Source organism: Phragmitibacter flavus, assembly GCF_005780165.1.
In the GTDB taxonomy this organism is placed as follows: Bacteria; Verrucomicrobiota; Verrucomicrobiia; order Verrucomicrobiales; family Verrucomicrobiaceae; genus Phragmitibacter; species Phragmitibacter flavus.
The window spans coordinates 46779-62446 of record NZ_VAUV01000024.1 but is presented as its reverse complement, the minus strand read 5'-3'; the positions used below and the strand labels follow the sequence as shown (position 1 = coordinate 62446).

13 protein-coding genes and 2 tRNA genes are annotated in these 15668 nt (G+C 58.3%); 7 read left to right on the top strand and 8 right to left on the bottom strand.

What is annotated here, in order from left to right:
- Positions 1-211: 211 nt before the first annotated feature.
- The 5 genes from FEM03_RS22605 to FEM03_RS22585 form a co-directional block, all read right to left on the bottom strand.
- Entirely contained in the window at positions 212-487 is a 276-nt protein-coding gene (locus FEM03_RS22605) for a cupin domain-containing protein (protein ID WP_276609667.1), read from the bottom strand.
- A gap of 255 nt (positions 488-742) precedes the next feature.
- Positions 743-817 (bottom strand) — tRNA-Glu (locus tag FEM03_RS22600).
- Positions 818-883: 66 nt separating this feature from the next.
- Positions 884-2227 carry a 3-deoxy-D-manno-octulosonic acid transferase gene (locus tag FEM03_RS22595; RefSeq protein ID WP_138088587.1) on the bottom strand — a complete coding sequence of 448 codons (1344 nt, stop codon included), beginning with the start codon at positions 2225-2227 and terminating at the stop codon, positions 884-886.
- Positions 2196-2813 carry a 16S rRNA (guanine(966)-N(2))-methyltransferase RsmD gene (gene rsmD / locus FEM03_RS22590; RefSeq protein ID WP_138088586.1) on the bottom strand — a complete coding sequence of 206 codons (618 nt, stop codon included), beginning with the start codon at positions 2811-2813 and terminating at the stop codon, positions 2196-2198. The genes FEM03_RS22595 and rsmD overlap by 32 nt, the downstream gene beginning before the upstream one ends.
- An 84-nt stretch (positions 2814-2897) precedes the next feature.
- Complete coding sequence (locus tag FEM03_RS22585) at positions 2898-3827, bottom strand: rhomboid family protein (protein WP_138088585.1); 930 nt, start codon at positions 3825-3827, stop codon at positions 2898-2900.
- A gap of 187 nt (positions 3828-4014) precedes the next feature.
- Between FEM03_RS22585 and FEM03_RS22580 the strand changes: the two genes are divergently transcribed.
- Positions 4015-4635: a hypothetical protein gene (locus FEM03_RS22580; RefSeq protein ID WP_138088584.1), complete on the top strand. Its 621-nt coding sequence runs from the start codon at positions 4015-4017 to the stop codon at positions 4633-4635.
- A 99-nt stretch (positions 4636-4734) separates the two neighbouring features.
- Here the strand turns inward: FEM03_RS22580 and FEM03_RS22575 are convergent, their stop codons facing one another.
- Positions 4735-6675: a RecQ family ATP-dependent DNA helicase gene (locus tag FEM03_RS22575; RefSeq protein ID WP_240772880.1), complete on the bottom strand. Its 1941-nt coding sequence runs from the start codon at positions 6673-6675 to the stop codon at positions 4735-4737.
- Positions 6675-7049 (bottom strand): globin domain-containing protein, encoded by a 375-nt coding sequence (locus tag FEM03_RS22570; protein ID WP_138088583.1) that lies wholly within the window; start codon positions 7047-7049, stop codon positions 6675-6677. The genes FEM03_RS22575 and FEM03_RS22570 overlap by 1 nt, the downstream gene beginning before the upstream one ends.
- A gap of 123 nt (positions 7050-7172) precedes the next feature.
- Here FEM03_RS22570 and FEM03_RS22565 point away from each other — a divergent pair, with 123 nt between their 5' ends.
- From FEM03_RS22565 to FEM03_RS22540, 6 genes are all read left to right on the top strand, one after another.
- Complete coding sequence (locus FEM03_RS22565) at positions 7173-8324, top strand: SMP-30/gluconolactonase/LRE family protein (protein WP_138088582.1); 1152 nt, start codon at positions 7173-7175, stop codon at positions 8322-8324.
- A 275-nt stretch (positions 8325-8599) separates the two neighbouring features.
- A tRNA-Leu gene (locus FEM03_RS22560) sits at positions 8600-8684 on the top strand.
- Between the two features lie 70 nt (positions 8685-8754).
- Positions 8755-9435 (top strand): ubiquinone/menaquinone biosynthesis methyltransferase, encoded by a 681-nt coding sequence (locus FEM03_RS22555; RefSeq protein WP_138088592.1) that lies wholly within the window; start codon positions 8755-8757, stop codon positions 9433-9435.
- A gap of 108 nt (positions 9436-9543) precedes the next feature.
- On the top strand, positions 9544-9987 hold the full coding sequence (locus tag FEM03_RS22550; RefSeq protein WP_138088581.1) for a response regulator: 444 nt from the start codon (positions 9544-9546) through the stop codon (positions 9985-9987).
- 193 nt (positions 9988-10180) lie between these two features.
- Entirely contained in the window at positions 10181-11632 is a 1452-nt protein-coding gene (locus tag FEM03_RS22545; RefSeq protein WP_138088580.1) for an efflux transporter outer membrane subunit, read from the top strand.
- 154 nt (positions 11633-11786) lie between these two features.
- On the top strand, positions 11787-13037 hold the full coding sequence (locus FEM03_RS22540) for an alpha/beta hydrolase (protein ID WP_138088579.1): 1251 nt from the start codon (positions 11787-11789) through the stop codon (positions 13035-13037).
- 239 nt (positions 13038-13276) lie between these two features.
- Here the strand turns inward: FEM03_RS22540 and FEM03_RS22535 are convergent, their stop codons facing one another.
- The gene (locus FEM03_RS22535) at positions 13277-15598 is read right to left on the bottom strand and encodes a hybrid sensor histidine kinase/response regulator (RefSeq protein WP_138088578.1); all 2322 of its coding nucleotides are present in this window, start codon (positions 15596-15598) and stop codon (positions 13277-13279) included.
- Positions 15599-15668: the final 70 nt, after the last annotated feature.

Sequence of the window (15668 nt, the reverse complement as noted above, 5' to 3'; positions counted from 1 at the left end):
GCCCTCCACCTGTTTCAATGTCTTGATGATCTGTTCTACACTGTGTCTCTTTCTCATGGTCGTCTTGTGGTTAATTTAACCACTCGACTAGCACTTCACCATGTCCGATTTTCGGGGGGCTGATCAAACTAACCAACTACTGGTCCAGAAATCCGTTGCATCTCATTTCGACCGATTTACCGATTTCGAGTCTGACACACGCCTCAGTCAATCACTCCTCCCCTTCGTAATACTCAACCGATTCGCCTAGCTCGCCAAACATCACCCGCGAAGGCTTCAAGAAATACTTCTTGCTTGCAGGATAACGAATCATGTCCGCTGCCGGATTGTCCGCGATCACCAGCATCACCAAATCTTCGTCTCCCTGATTGACGACCTGGTGCGCCACGCCAGGTGCCTGCATCAAATAATCGCCCACACCAATCTCCATGTCTCCGTCTGATGTCCGCACCAATCCTTTGCCGGACTTCACCAGGAAAATTCCCACTGGTTCGTGTGCGCATGCAATGGCCAGTTGGTCTTTCCCGCCGGAATGCGCACTTCGCTCACATCATCAGGGACATGAGGGTCAGGGCCCAAGAGGCAATCCTAAATCGACTTCAGATTAGGGTGCCGTGATACTGTCTTGAGATGTCCCCGACTGCCGAAAATCCCGTCACATCTGAGTCACGCTTTTTTGTCCGATTGTGACTTATTGCGTCACTTTATGACCGCTTCACCTGGTATTTTACCTAGGTAAAGATGGCGACCCCTACGGGACTCGAACCCGTGTCACATCCGTGAAAGGGATGTGTCCTAACCACTAGACGAAGGGGTCTTTGTGGGCAAGCACAGTCGGCTGATCGGCATTGTTTGCAAGTCCTTTTTGTCGGCTTTTTCGCTTTTACTTCAAAGACTCACCCAACAACACGGCGGTTCTCGCCGTAGCACCTTCGTGCGGAGTCAACGCGCCCATTCCCGCGACGGCGACTGAGCGGGCGCGATCAGGAGAACTCAACAAACTGCGCAGATCGCGCTCCAGGGCCAGTAGATCCGGCGATTGAACGGCTCCCCCCTTTTTCAGAAGCTGATCCACCAGCGCTTCGAAGTTCGCCATGTGGGGTCCGAACAGCACGGGCTTCCCTGCCATGATTGCCTCGGCGGGATTTTGACCACCTTTCGCTAGAAAGCTTTTGCCTACGATCACGGCAGTGGCGAGATGCTGCCAGGCCCCCAGTTCCCCGGTGGTGTCCACCAACAACACATCGGCCACGGCCACCTTTCCGGTAGAAACCAACCCTTGGCTGCGTCGGACAACGTAAAACCCTTGGGCCTTCAATTCTACATCGATTTCCTCCGCGCGCTCGACATGTCGAGGCACCACGATCAGACGAAGGTCATGAAAATCCTTCGCCAATCGACCATACACCTGTGCCAGCGCAAGCTCCTCACCTGGATGCGTGCTGGCCAGCAGGATCACCGGATCTTCCGCGCCCCAGCCAAGCTCGCGCAGGAGCTGCTGAAACTTTTCAATCTGCGCCTCGGGACGGGTTTGCCCACCTGCTCCAGGATCAAACTTGATGCTGCCGGTGCAGGTGATCTTCGACGATTCAAGTCCAAGACTCTGCCAGCGGGCCACATCTTCGGGCTCCTGGACCATCACATGATTCAACATCGAAAAGATGGCGCGGGTGAACGGCAGCGCTTTGCGAAATCGACGCTCGGATCGCGGCGAGAGACGGGCATTGACCAGATACATTGGCACGCCCCTTTTTTTGCAGGCATGGGTGAGGTTTGGCCAGACTTCGGCCTCCACCAAAATCAATTGTGCCGGCTGGATCGCCCGCAAAAAACGCCTCACGATGAGCCAACCATCCAGCGCACTGTAAAGCGGCAGCACCACTCCAGCCTGCACCTCCTTCATGGCTTCCACCTGAGCAAATCCGGTCGGGGTGGTCGTCGTGAGCGCAAACCTCGATTCAGGCCGGTCTTTCAAAATCTGGCGGATGAGCTTCGCCGCAATTCCCACCTCGCCCACACTGGCGGCATGAATCCAAAACAACCTGCCCTCGCTTCGCATTTGATCCAATTGTCGAAGCTGCGACGCTTTGAAAAATCCCAGTCGCTGCCATAAGTCGCGCGGGCTGCCACCACGGGCCTTCATCTTCTTCAACGCTCCGGGAGCCATGCACACCAGACCAATGGGAAACAACGCGTTATAGATCAGCAGCAGAAGGTATTTCGCCATCGGGGTCGGTTGCAGTCGGGAGAATAAGATGAAGCGTGAGGATCAGGATGCGGGTCGAACCATACACCCGGTCGCGCACCACTTGCCAGTGCTCGATGCCTGCCAACGGCTTTTTTGTCGCCATGCATTCCAGCACGAAACTGCCACCTCCCGCCAGCAGCGAGCGCAAATCCTCATTCGCCAGCAACGTCTCCGCCAGGTTGACCTCGCCAGGGAGCTTGGCATAGGGAGGATCCGCAAACACCAGATCAAACGTCGACCCCTCCTGGGCCAGTCGACGCAACGTCGCAAACACCTCGGCCTTCATCACCTGGCCACCCTGCAAGCGGGTCTTCAGCAAATTCTCGCTGATGATGCCCGCCGCCCCACCATGTTGCTCCACAAACCTCGCCTCCTTTGCCCCACGGCTCAGCGCCTCCAACCCCAGCGCCCCCGAACCCGCAAACAGATCCAGCACCTTCAAATCCTCACAAGAACCACCGAGCATCGAAAACAAGGCTTCGCGAACCCGATCCGTCGTCGGACGCGCCACCAACGGGGGCACCTTGATCGGGATGCCACCCGCGCTGCCGGAAATGATCCTCATCTCCGGTGAACCAAACGGTTGTCCTGATGATCATCACCCCATTTCACCCGCAGCTGCATCTTCCCAATCCCCATGCTTGCCATCCTAATGCCGATCGCGGTTGATGATTTCATTTCGAGCCCGCTGCAACAGTTCGCGCTCCGCCTCCGTGAGACTGGTGATGCCATGCGCCGTGATTTTGTCGAGAATGGGATCAATCTCACGCTCGATAAAATCCTTGGTGTCCGGAGCCTCCAACAGTTTGAGGTCGTCCGAGCTCTTGCGCGTCGTCACCTCACGCAACTTGCGACGCACCCCGGCGAGTTCACGACTTTGCTCGCGCTGCTGCCGCTCCTGCCAAAGCCTCTCGTAGGTGATGGGACCCCCGCCGTAACCCAGCGTGCGCACAAACCACCACCCCGTCAAACCGCCTCCGATGTGCGCGAAATGAGCGATCTGCATGTCCCATATGTTGAACAACTGCAACAACGCCAGCACCACCGACAACCCCATCAGCATCATGGCCAGGTTCCAAAGTTTCATCCGCAACGGAATGATAAAATAGATCATCGCCGTGATCTTTTCCTGTGGCAGCATCACCGCCAGTCCCATCAACAATCCAAAGGCACACGCCGATGCGCCCACCATGGCACTCGGCTGGTCGGCCACCCAGCCAATCGCCATTTCCATCACCGCCCCACCCAGACCCGACAGGAAATAAACATACAACAAATTCCGCGTGCCCAATAGTGACTGCAACGCCTTGCCGATAAAGAAGATCATCAAGGCATTGCCGAGGATATGAAAAATCCCGTGATGCAGGAACATGTGGGTGAACAGGGTCCATACCCGTCCATCCGCCAGGGCTGACATCGAAAGCACGCCCCACTCGAAGGGCCGGCCGTCATTGACAAACACCTGCATCAAAAAAACCGCCACATTGATCACCACCAATAAAGTGACGGCATCCGACCACATCCACTGCAACCAGTTGGGAGACTGGCGGCCTCTCATGTAGTCGCGATCATGCAGCATGCGTGGGGTCCTATATAACACGAATGTTGCTGCAACGCCAAATATCCCTGCAAAAAATCTCACTTCCGGACCACAACGCCCCACATTCCCATTTGACGGCCAATTTGCCCTCGTTTACGAACACATCCCGACCACTCCGGTCAGACAAGCCATATTCCGCTTCCGTCATTTCCCCTCCATCATCTACATGAACGCCCGATTTTTCTTCAACACCGCCATGGCCGCCGCCATTCTGGCATGTGCACCCGCGATCAAGGCTCAAACCACCCTCAAGGCCGACCATCCCACCGCTGCGGTGGTGAACAAATACCTGGTGGCCATCGTTGAACAAGACTGGACCACCGCCGCCGGCATGATTTTTCCCGTTTCCCTGGAGAGCCGTCAGCAAAAGATGTCCCAAGCCCTCAAAAGCTCCCCGACCATGACGGAAGAAGCCGCCCGTCTCAAGCTGCTTGGCCTCAAAGAAATCAGCGAGCTCGAAAAACTTACCCCACAAGAAGCCTACGTTGCTGATCGCAAAGCCGTCTACTCCCGCATGCCGATCGCACCGGACGTGATCAAAAAGAAAAAAGAGTCGCTCAAAATCAACATCCTCGGATTGATTCCTGAAAACGACGGCAAAATCGTCCACGCCATCGTGCGCACCAACCAGGAAACCAACGATACCGGCATCTCTGAGCTCCTGCTGATCTCCATGATTCAGGACAAAACCAACACCGCCAAATGGTTTATCAATCCTGACATGCAGCAGCCCATCGCCACCCCCATCGGCGGCGCCGCTCCTGCTCCAGCTCCTGCCGCCCCATAAGCGACATCACGCTCCAAGTTCATTTTCTTAAAACCCGGTCGCCGAAAGCGCCCGGGTTTTTTTATGCCCGATGCTCTATCCTTCATCCTTCATCCTTTCTTACTGGCTTTCCGTCTGCTCCAGCACCACCTGAAACGGATACCCTTCCAGCAAACCGAACGCATCATGCCGGGACAACCTCGCCCGGGTGGTCGCCGGACTGCTCAAGCCACACAAAAATCGCGCCAGTTGCCGCGGAGCTCTTAACGCCGCATGCCCCTCGGCCATCACCGCCTGAATCTGCTGCACGTGTTCCGTGGTGATCAGCGGCTCAGGCGATTTCGGCAATTGCCTCGGAACGGTCAGCCCTTCCACGCAGCTGCTGCAAGTTCCACAATCTTCCTCCATCACCTCCCCGAAATGCCGCAGCAGATGCCGCGTTAAACATCCTGGATCACTCGCCAACCCCACCACTTCTTCAAGCCGCTTGGCGTCCGCCACCTCCCGCGCCGCAAACAATGCCTGCATGCGTTTGCAAATCACTGCTGGATCACGCTGTCCCGCGTTTTCACACAAGCGATAGCGATGCCTCAACCCGCTCGGTTTTAAAGTGATGTCCCCCGCCTCCTCCATCCACAGCAGCGCTTTCATGATGCGCTCGCGACCGTCCCCCGTCGCCTCCATGGCCACCGTCATGTCCAAAGTGAGCCAGCGATAACCCCGCTTGCCACTGTCAAAAAGCCGCTTCAAAAACTGCTGCCGCTCCGGCTTGTGTCCCGACAACACCCGCTCCTCGCCGTGCGTAAAATGCACCTGATACCCATTGTAAAACGCCCCCAACGGTTGCAACACGCCCTCCAGTTCCAGATAAGTCAGCACCGTTTCCAGCACCAACGGCCGGATGTCGACCGTGTGCGCTAGGTCATACCGGCTGATGTCAAACTCCGACCCCTTCCGCAGCAAATGATCCACCAACTGCTTCAACGCAAGCGCTGTCGGCGTGTCCCCATACACAAAATTGCGCAGCACCCCCAAGTCGTCCAGACACGCCAGCATCTCGCAATGCGCAGGCAATCCGTCCCGGCCCGCGCGACCCGTTTCCTGCTGATAATTCTCCAGCGTTTTTGGCAGATTGTAGTGAAACACCGCCCGCACATCCGCCTTGTCGATCCCCATCCCAAACGCTATCGTCGCCACCATCACGTCCACCGTTCCGCGCATGAAGGCCTCCTGCACCTCCGCGCGCACCTCATCCGGCAACCCTGCATGATAGGCCCTCGCATTCACCCCCTGTTTGGCCAGATGCGTGGCCACCTGTTCCGCCGTCTGTTGCAGCGTCACATACACCACCGCAGGAAACAAACGCCCTTTGCCCGACTGCTTCAGCCTGCGCGTCAAAACCTCCAATCGTTTGTCCACCGCACTCGGCGTCACCAGCAACGCCAGATTCGCCCGCCGAAACGGAGTCTGCACATGATCGACCTCCTTTATGTCAAACGCCTTGCGAATGTCCGTCGCCACCGCCGGAGTCGCGGTCGCCGTCAACGCCAGCACCGGATGCAGCTTCAAGCGACGCGCCACTGCTGCCAGCCGCAGATACTCCGGTCGGAAATTGTGACCCCATTCCGAAATGCAATGCGCCTCATCAATCGCCAGCAGAGCAATCTTTGTCTGCCCGAGCCGTTCCATGAACGATTCATTCATCAATCGTTCCGGCGCGATATACAGCAGCTTCAACCGTCCCGCGCGCATGTCCGCAAACACCCCCTGCACCTCCGCTGCCGACAACGTGGAATCCAACCTTGCCGCCGCAATGCCGCGCGCCTTCAACGCCTCCACCTGATCCTTCATCAACGCAATCAACGGCGAGATCACCAGCGTCAATCCTTCCATCAACAACGCCGGCAACTGATAACAAATCGACTTGCCTCCACCCGTCGGAAACACTGCCAGCGCCGACTTCCCCGCCAGCAATGCCTCGACCACACGCTCCTGCCCCGGGCGGAAACCTTCATGCCCAAAATGTTCCTTTAATGCCCCGCGCAAATTCATCGTCTCCATCACCCCTCCGTGTTCCGCATGAAATCCGCGATCTGCGCAAAAAACGCCCCCAGCACTGGTGCGACCTCCACCGGCACCTCCGCCTCCCGCATCGCCTGCCCCATCAAATCCAGCCAGCGATCCCGCTCCGCCACCCCAATCTTGAACGGCAAATGCCGGCCCCTCAAACGCGGATGCCCGCGCTCTCTGATGTAGGTGTCCGGCCCGCCAAACCGATAGATCAAAAAATCCCGCAAGCGCTTTTCCGCGCCCTCCCAATCATCATCCGGATACATCGGCCCAATCAAATCATCGTCCTTCACCCGGGCATAAAACGCCCCCACCATTCGCGTTATCTTTTCATCACCGAGTTGGGCATGCAGTTGATCAATCACAAAAAATAGAACGGGGGCTAAAAGTTAAAATCACCGACCTATCCATACAGCAAGTGCCCGGCACCGCATGCCACTTTTCACTTTTGACTTTCAACTTTTAACTTTTCTCGACATCTTACCATCATGCCTGTCCGGCCCCCTCACTCCCATGCGCTGCGAGCTTTGCTCTGCCTGCTCATGGTCGTGGTCATGATCGGGTGCAGTCTGCATTCGGCGTTCGCCGCGAAACCTCCCGCGCTGGAGGTTCTTTTTCAACTTCCCCTCGCCCCGGCCGGACTCACCATGGTCCCCAACGGCAACTACCTTCTCAGCGTCAGCTTTGAACAACGCCCGCAAAACCGCATCGTCGAGATCAACAAAAAAGGCGAATCCAAACCCTTCCCCAATGAAAGCGTCAGCCAGGCCGCCCCGGGCGATCCCCTACAACTCGACGCCATTGAAGGCATGCAGGCTGACAAACACGGCATCGTGTGGATGATCGATCACGGTCGCCGCAGCGAGATCACGCCCAAGGTCGTTGCTTGGGACTACGACAAAAACCGTCTGCAGCGCGTGATCCATCTTGGAGCCCCCGCCATCCTTCCCAGCTCGCTCCTCGACGACCTCGTGCTCGATCCCGAAACGCCCTTCATCTACATTGGCGATCCCGCCAGCGGCCCCGACGCGGCCCTGATCGTTCTCGACCTCAACACCGGCATGGCACGCCGTGTTCTGCAAGGTCATCCTTCCGTTCTTGCCAACCCCGGACTCGAACTCATCATCGATCACCAACCGCAGGTTACCAAACGACTCGACGGCACCATCACCGATCCTCAAGGCGGCATCAATCCCATCGCCATCGACCGCAAAGGTGAATGGCTCTACTTCGGTCCCATGCGATCCACCTGGCTCTTCCGCATCCGCACCGAGCACCTGCGCAACGACTTACTCAGCGCCGAGCAGCTCGCCAGTCATGTTGAGCAATACGCCTCCAAACCCCTCTGCAACGGCATCACCATCGATGCCAAAAACAACATCTACGTCTCCGATCTCGCCGCCAAAAGCATCGGCATGATCACCGCCGGCAGCAAACAATACACCCACCTCATCACCGATCCCCGTCTGCTATGGCCCGATGGACTCTGCTTCGGCACCGATGGCAAACTCTACTTCTTCAACAACGCCAGCAAACTCTACAACGTCGGGGCCGCCATCGCCCCACTCGGTTCCCCCCCGCCCGCCACCAACTACCTCTTCCGCATCCAAACCCCTGCCTCCGGTCGCGTTGGCGATTGAAACGCGGCCAAGTGGCAAGTAAGGCAGTAGGCACCTCCTGTTCGACGGGCAGGCCCATGCCCAGACCGGGTTCAAGCCGGCCCCACCAAACCGCAGCTCACCCATAACATCCAGTCGACCTCACGTCTCCGACTTCCGCATTCCGACTTCCGCATTCCGACTTCCGACTTCCCACTTCCCACTTCCAACTTCCGCCTCCGCCCCCAATTCCCCAAAAATTCCAGTTGAGAACCTTACGATCCTGCGCAAGTTATCTATCCTGCTGCAGGAATCATGCTCACGTGGCGGAATTGGTAGACGCGCTAGATTCAGGTTCTAGTGAGTAACATCGTGGAGGTTCGAGTCCTCTCGTGAGCACCATCTCCCCTTTTCGCCGAAACCCGCGAGCCCCCCTTGCGCACTGGAGATCGCCACCATGGAGGAGAAGGAGATGACAGGTCAAGATTCAGGATTCGTCCGCAATGCATTTGCATCCATCGCCGGACGCTACGTGCTCACCAACCACGTGCTCAGCCTCGGCATCGACGTCCTCTGGCGCAAAACCACCGCCCGCCGCGTCCAGGCCCTCAATCCCAAGTTCGTTCTCGACCTCGCCACCGGCAGCGGAGACCTCGCCGCCGAGATCCAGTCCCGCTGCCCCGACGCCCACATCCTCGGTGCCGATTTCTCAGAGCCCATGCTCGACCAGGCCCGTCTGCGCGGACTCAAAAACCTCATCGTCGCCGATGCCCTCGACCTCCCCATCGAAGACGCCACCGCCGATGTCGTCACGGTCGCCTTCGGCCTCCGCAACATGGCTTCCTGGGCCGACGCCCTCAAAGAAATGGCCCGCGTTCTCAAACCTGGCGGTTCCCTCTTCGTCCTCGATTTTTCCCTGCCCACCTCGCGCCCGCTGCGGGCCGCGCACCTGTTTTACCTGCGTCATTTCATGCCACGCATCGCTGGACTTCTCACCGGAGAACGCGCCGCTTATCAATACCTCTGCGGTTCCATTGAAAAGTTCCCCTCAGGCAACGCCATGTGCCAATTGATTGATTCCAATGGTTTCACCGACTGCACCTGCACACCGCTTCATGGCGGCATCGCCTCGCTTTACGAAGCAAAACGATAAAGGACGCAAAAATTTTAAAAAATCTTTGAGCGCTCCTTCCCGATAAAGGTCTAATTCGAGCTACTGCGCTGAAGGCCCCAACTTCTTCAGTGTCAGCGTTCAATTCCCATGAACCTCGCTTCCAGTCCCTACCCTGAAGTCGATGTCGTGGTTGCGGACTCCCCCACCTTCAGCCTGGCAGTCGTTGATGATCACGCGATCATCCGTGCTATTTTTAAAAGTATTGCCGAAGACGCCCCCGATCTCCGGCTCACCTGGACCGCTCCAGACTTGGCCGCCGCGCGCCAGCAACTCGTCAAGACCCGCCCCCATCTGCTCATCGTGGACGTCTCATTGCCGGATGGAGACGGCTTCGAGCTCACTGAACAAGTGCTGCAAACCTGGCCCACCACCCGCGTTCTCATGATTTCCATGCACGACGACATCGATTATGCCCGTCGTGCCCGTGACCTGGGAGCCTGCGGATACGTTGCCAAAACCACCTCACCAAAAAATCTGCTCCGCGTGCTTCAACGTATTTGCGACGGCGACGAATATTTCGATGGCATCTGAACCACGTCGCCACCCTCCATCGGTCCTCGGCTTCAAACCCTGCGTCGCCAAAAGCCGCACGTCCAGGTTGGCCCTCGCTTTGCGTTCAAAAAAACTTGAGCCCATGCGCGGGCTGAAACGTAATGATGGTGCATCCCCAATGACGCAAGCAATCACTTGCATTTTCAGCAGTCTCTCCTTCACTTCCCGTCTCATGGCTCCCCGTCCCACCGCGTTGTTCAGCTTCAGCATTCTCGTCCTCGCCTCCCTGTCCTCCTGCGCAGTCGGCCCCAACTACACCAAACCGGAAACTCCGGTGGACGAAAAATTCAGCACCAAGGAATCCGGTTTCTCGACCGCCGCCGCCGTTCCCCTGTGGTGGCGCAAGTTCAACGATGCCAAGCTGAACTCTCTCATCGACCGCGCCATTGCCGCCAACCACGACCTGCGCATCGCCGCCGCCAACATTGAAGAAGCCCGCGCCCTGCGCAACTCCGTCCGTTTCGACTACTTCCCCACCGTCACCTCCGGCGGAAGCTACACCAACCAACGCTCCAGCACCCAGACCAGCCAGGGCCGCTTCACCGGCTTCGGCGGGGGGGGCAGCAACGGTCGCGGTTCTGAAGTTTATGAAGCCGGATTCGACGCCACTTGGGAACTCGACCTCTGGGGACGCGTCCGCCGTTCCAACTGGGCTGCCCGTGCCGACGTCGAAAGCGCCGAAGCCACCCGCAACGCCGTCATGGTCGCCATCACCGGTGAGGTCGCCTCCGCCTACCTCGACCTTCGCGGATTGCAGAATCAACTCGCCGTCGCCCGCCGAAACGCCAACAACCAGGGCGAAACCCTCAAGCTCACCGAAAGCCTCCTTCAAGGCGGTCGCGGCACCGAGCTCGACACCTCCCGCTCCCGGGCACTGCTGAACTCCACCCTGGCCGCCATTCCCCTCATCGAAAGCGCCATCCATCAGGACATCCATCGCCTCAGCGTCCTCGTCGGCGCCCAGCCATCGGCTTTGAAAAGCGAACTCATCAAGTCCCGCCCCATGCCCGCCCTGCCGAGCCTGGTGCGCATCGGCAATCCTGCTGACCTTCTCCGCCGTCGTCCCGATGTTTACGCGGTCGAAAAACAACTCGAGGCCGCCACCCAGCGTGTCGGAGTTGCCACCGCCGACCTCTTCCCGAGTGTCACCTTCAACGGCACCGCCGCCCTTCAAGCTGAAAGCTTCAGTGGCCTGGGTCGCTCTGGAGCCGATGCCACCTCCTTCGGTCCCAGCATCCGTTGGGCCGCCTTCGACCTCGGTCGTGTTCAGGCACAGATCAAAGCCTCCAGTGCCCGCACCCAACGCAGTCTCGCTGAATACGAACAAACCGTTCTCGGAGCCCTCGAAGAAACCGAAAACGCTCTCGTCGCTTATGGGCGTCAACGCGCCCGCCGCAACTACCTGCGCGAGTCCGCCAATGCCTCCCAACAAGCCGCCGACCTCGCTCGTGAGCGTTATCAAAACGGGGTCGCCGACTTTCTCACCGTCCTGGACGCCCAGCGCGAACTGCTCGACGCCCAAAGTCAGCTAGCCGAAAGCGAAACCCTCACCGCCACCTCCCTCGTTGCCATCTACAAAGCACTCGGCGGCGGCTGGGAAACCAACGGCCGCACCGAGAAGTAAAAAAGTAGAAGGCTCGTCCTCGAGCCTTTCAGTCTCCTTTTATCCACCCGCGTTTGCACTGGCAACCAACGCGGCCCCATATTAAGATAGAAAGACCATCCCGATGGTCTTTCTTTTTTTATCCATCCCTCCTTCCTTTCCATCTTTTCCTCTGATGAAAGCCCTAGCTGCATCCCTCCTCTTCGCTGCCTTAGCCATCAATATCAGCGTCGCCCAACCCGCTGCTTCCGCTCGAGATCCCGCACCTGTCAATCAACGCGCTGTTCCTCTTTGGCCCGAAGGTGCCCCTGATGCCAAGGGACCCGGCCCCGAACACCAGCCAACCCTCGACGTCTACTGTCCCGAAACCAACTCCAGCGGCGCGGCCGTCGTCATCTGCCCCGGCGGCGGTTATGGAGGACTCGCCCTCGACCACGAAGGCAAACAAGTCGCCCAATACTACAACAGCATCGGCGTCACCGCCTTTGTCCTCACTTATCGTCACAGCGGCACCGGCTACCATCACCCCACCCCGCTCAACGATGCCAAACGTGCCATCCGCTGGGTGCGCGACCACGCCGAAGAATACAACATCGACTCCTCCCGCATCGGCATCACCGGCTTCAGCGCCGGGGGACACCTCGCCAGCACCGCCGGCACCCTCTTCGACAAAGGCAACCCCGATGCCCCCGACAAAATCGAACGCGCCTCCTCCCGTCCCGACTTCCTCGTGCTCGGCTACCCTGTCATCTCCATGTCCGACACCTACACCCACAAAGGCAGCCGCAACAACCTTCTCGGACCCGACAAAAAAGCGGACGACGAGCTCGCCAAAAAGCTCTCCAGCCAGCACAACGTCACCGCCGAAACCCCGCCCACCTTCATCTTTCAAACCGATGAAGACACCGCCGTCCCCGCCGAAAACGCCGTCGCTTTTTACCTCGCCCTTCGCCAGAACAAAATCCCCGCCGAACTCCACATCTACCAGCGCGGTGTCCACGGCGTCGGCCTCATGCAAGGCGATCCCATCCTCTCCACCTGGAGCCGACACCTCACCCACTGGCTCCGCAACAACCGCTTCCTCCGTCCCTCCGCCACCGGTGAGGTCAGCGGCAAAATCACCATCAACGGCAAACCCATCACCTGGGGCAGCATCACCTTTGTTCCTGAGGACAACCTCCTCCCCCTCATCACCGCCCGCATCCGCAACGGCGAATTCAGCGCCAAAAACCGCGACCAGATTCCCGTCGGCAAACATCATCTAAAAATCATGTTCTCCGCCGCTGACGCCAATCTCAGCACCCAACAAGCCCCCGCCGGCATCGCTGAAACCACCAAAATCTCCCCCAACAGTCCCGACGAACTCACCACCGAAGTCAGAGAAGGCGTCAACAACCTCACCCTCGACCTCAACTGGGCTCAGTAATTGAGTGTCTTAGCCTTAGATGCGGCCATTGCCACCAACCCGGTTTCAGGATGACGAGCGGCAAAAACCGCCGGGTTGCGTATATGCCATCCTGGGAGGAGGGGCCGGGGGGTGCCTGCTACCAGTGGCGCTGCTTTTCATCGCAGCCGCTTTTGGTGACACAGGTGGTCCGTTATTCTGGCCATTGATAAGTGTCCCCCTCGGCCTGATCGGGATGGCGGTTGGGCTCTCTATTCATTCTAGAAAATCAAAATGATGAATGAATGGTGATTGACCTCTCCTCCCCTCCCACTCTTCATCCGCTCATCCAGCAACCGCTGAACCACATGGATCAACTCCAACGGTTCATACGGCTTCGGCAGCACCGCCGCAAAACCATACGCTGAAGGCTGCGCCATCGCCGGATCATCCGAATACCCGCTACTGACCAAAGCCAACACCTGCGGATCCAAGGCCCGCAACTTCTCCATCGTGCGCACTCCGCCCATCCCATTCGGAATGCTCAAATCCAGAATCACCACATCAAAAGCGCGCCCTTCCTTCATCGACTGCTCATAAAGCCGCACCGTCTCCAATCCATCCACCGTCTCCGTCACCTCATACCCCTGACTCTGTAATCCACGGCAGATCAATGCCCGCACCAGGTGATCATCTTCCAGCACCAGAATTCTCGGCGTCCTGCCCGGTCCTGGTCCTTTCATCTCCAGCATTTCCGGCTCCCCATCATTCCCAGCCGCATCCTCTTCCACCGGCAGAAAAAACCGCACCCTTGTGCCTCGCGGTTTCACCGCATAAACATTGATCGTTCCCCCATGCGCCCGGGCAATGGATTCACAAACCGTCAACCCCAAACCCGTCGCGTTTTGCTTCTTCCGCGTCGTGAAATACGGCTCAAAAATGTGCGGCAAATTCTGCGCCTCAATCCCTTCCCCATTGTCCTCCACCTCCAGCACCATTCCCGCCAGCGACTCCGGCGCATCCTTCAACACATCATGTCCAAACATGCTGCTCGGATCCGCTGCCTCACACTTCACCACAATCCGACCACCCCTCGACGTCGCCTGCTCGGCATTGCGCACCAGGTTCCCCAACAAACGCCGAATCTGATTCGGATCCAACGCCATCGACGGCAGTCCTTCCTGCACCTCGATCCCATACTCAATCCCCACCACCTTCGGATGCTGCTCAAAAAAATGCTTCACCAGATCCGCCAGCGCAATGGCCCGCTTCACCGGCGCTCCCCCTCGAGCAAACGTCAACAACTGCTGCACCAAACCCTGCGCCAAAAGCGTCGCCTGCCGTGCCGACTGAATCTCCATCACCGGTCCACCCGCCCCCAGCCGGTGTTCGGCCAAAGACAGATTGCCCAGCAACACCGTCAGTAGATTGTTGAAGTCGTGCGCAAACCCACGCGCCAGCAATCCCAACGACTCCAGCCGGTCCAACCGGTTGCCGCGCTCCCATTCCAGCTTGCGCGTCGTGATGTCCTTCATCCACATCAGGCGCCCGTCGCCATGCGGATACGATCTCACCTCATACCACGCCCCGCTGCCCTCCATAAAAATCTCCGCCCCCAGCGCTTCGCGTCGCTCCCACGCCTTTACAAAAGCCGCCTCATGCATTTCCCGCGCCGACTCCGGCAACAGCTCCCACCACCATCGCCCCCGCAAATTTTCTCCCACCGCACCCAGCCATCTCGCCGCCGCCCCGTTGGCAAAAACAATCTTCCACTCCGCATCCACCGCCAGCAACGGATCGGTCACGCTGTCCACCAAATTCGAATCCCTTTCCTTCGCCGCCGCCTCAACCTTCGACAAACGCCGGAATAAAATCGCCACCCCCTGCACCTCACCCATCGCATCATGCAGCACCGAGCAACGATCCTCAATCAATCCCACCTCCCCCAGCTTGTTTTTCAAACTCAGCAACCTCGGCACTCCCGTCGCCGCTGAAAAGGACTTCACCTCGCCACCATCCGGCAAATTCACCTGATAAACCGAACTCAGATCGCGCCCCAACAATTCGTTGCCCTCCATCCCCAGCATCAGCGTCGCTGCTCGATTTACCCACTTCACCCGCCCCGCAAAATCCGCCACCAAAAGACCTTCGTCCAGTCCATCCAGCACTTCCATCACTCCCAGCTCCGGCAATTTTGCCTCCATCACACGCAAGCGCCGCGCGACCGCCGCCTGCACCGAAACCGCCAGTTGTTCCTTGCTGAACGGCACCAGCACACACTCCCCTAAATCGTTCCCTAAAACCTCCGAAATCCGCTCCACTTCATCCGCACTCATCAAGTGCACCACCGCCACCGGACCGCCCTCCAACAACAACTGACGCGCCACTGTCAGGATCCGCTGCACATCTTTCTCCTCACTCCCCATCACCACCACATCCACCTCACGCCGCCCCGCCAGATCCAGTGCATCCTGTAACCCGAGTCTCTCTGACTCCGCCCCCACCAATTCAAACCCCGCCTCAATCAAAGCCTCACCCGCCAGCGATCGAACCCCCGCCCCACAGTCAACCATCAACACACTAAGTTTATCAGGGGTATCCATATTTTCCACAGCCGGACTATCGTTGAGTTCCCAAGACTCACGCAAGCAGAAAATCGTCTTCTTCCCCCGT

Excerpts from the sequence above, each read along its gene's own strand:
- FEM03_RS22595 (WP_138088587.1), bottom strand. The coding sequence starts at position 2,227 with ATGGCGAAATACCTTCTGCTGCTGATCTATAACGCGTTGTTTCCCATT.
- rsmD (WP_138088586.1), bottom strand. The coding sequence starts at position 2,813 with ATGAGGATCATTTCCGGCAGCGCGGGTGGCATCCCGATCAAGGTGCCC.
- FEM03_RS22585 (WP_138088585.1), bottom strand. The coding sequence starts at position 3,827 with ATGCTGCATGATCGCGACTACATGAGAGGCCGCCAGTCTCCCAACTGG.
- FEM03_RS22580 (WP_138088584.1), top strand. The coding sequence starts at position 4,015 with ATGAACGCCCGATTTTTCTTCAACACCGCCATGGCCGCCGCCATTCTG.
- FEM03_RS22575 (WP_240772880.1), bottom strand. The coding sequence starts at position 6,675 with ATGGAGACGATGAATTTGCGCGGGGCATTAAAGGAACATTTTGGGCAT.
- FEM03_RS22565 (WP_138088582.1), top strand. The coding sequence starts at position 7,173 with ATGCCTGTCCGGCCCCCTCACTCCCATGCGCTGCGAGCTTTGCTCTGC.
- FEM03_RS22555 (WP_138088592.1), top strand. The coding sequence starts at position 8,755 with ATGACAGGTCAAGATTCAGGATTCGTCCGCAATGCATTTGCATCCATC.
- FEM03_RS22550 (WP_138088581.1), top strand. The coding sequence starts at position 9,544 with ATGAACCTCGCTTCCAGTCCCTACCCTGAAGTCGATGTCGTGGTTGCG.
- FEM03_RS22545 (WP_138088580.1), top strand. The coding sequence starts at position 10,181 with ATGGCTCCCCGTCCCACCGCGTTGTTCAGCTTCAGCATTCTCGTCCTC.
- FEM03_RS22540 (WP_138088579.1), top strand. The coding sequence starts at position 11,787 with ATGAAAGCCCTAGCTGCATCCCTCCTCTTCGCTGCCTTAGCCATCAAT.
- FEM03_RS22535 (WP_138088578.1), bottom strand. The coding sequence starts at position 15,598 with ATGGATACCCCTGATAAACTTAGTGTGTTGATGGTTGACTGTGGGGCG.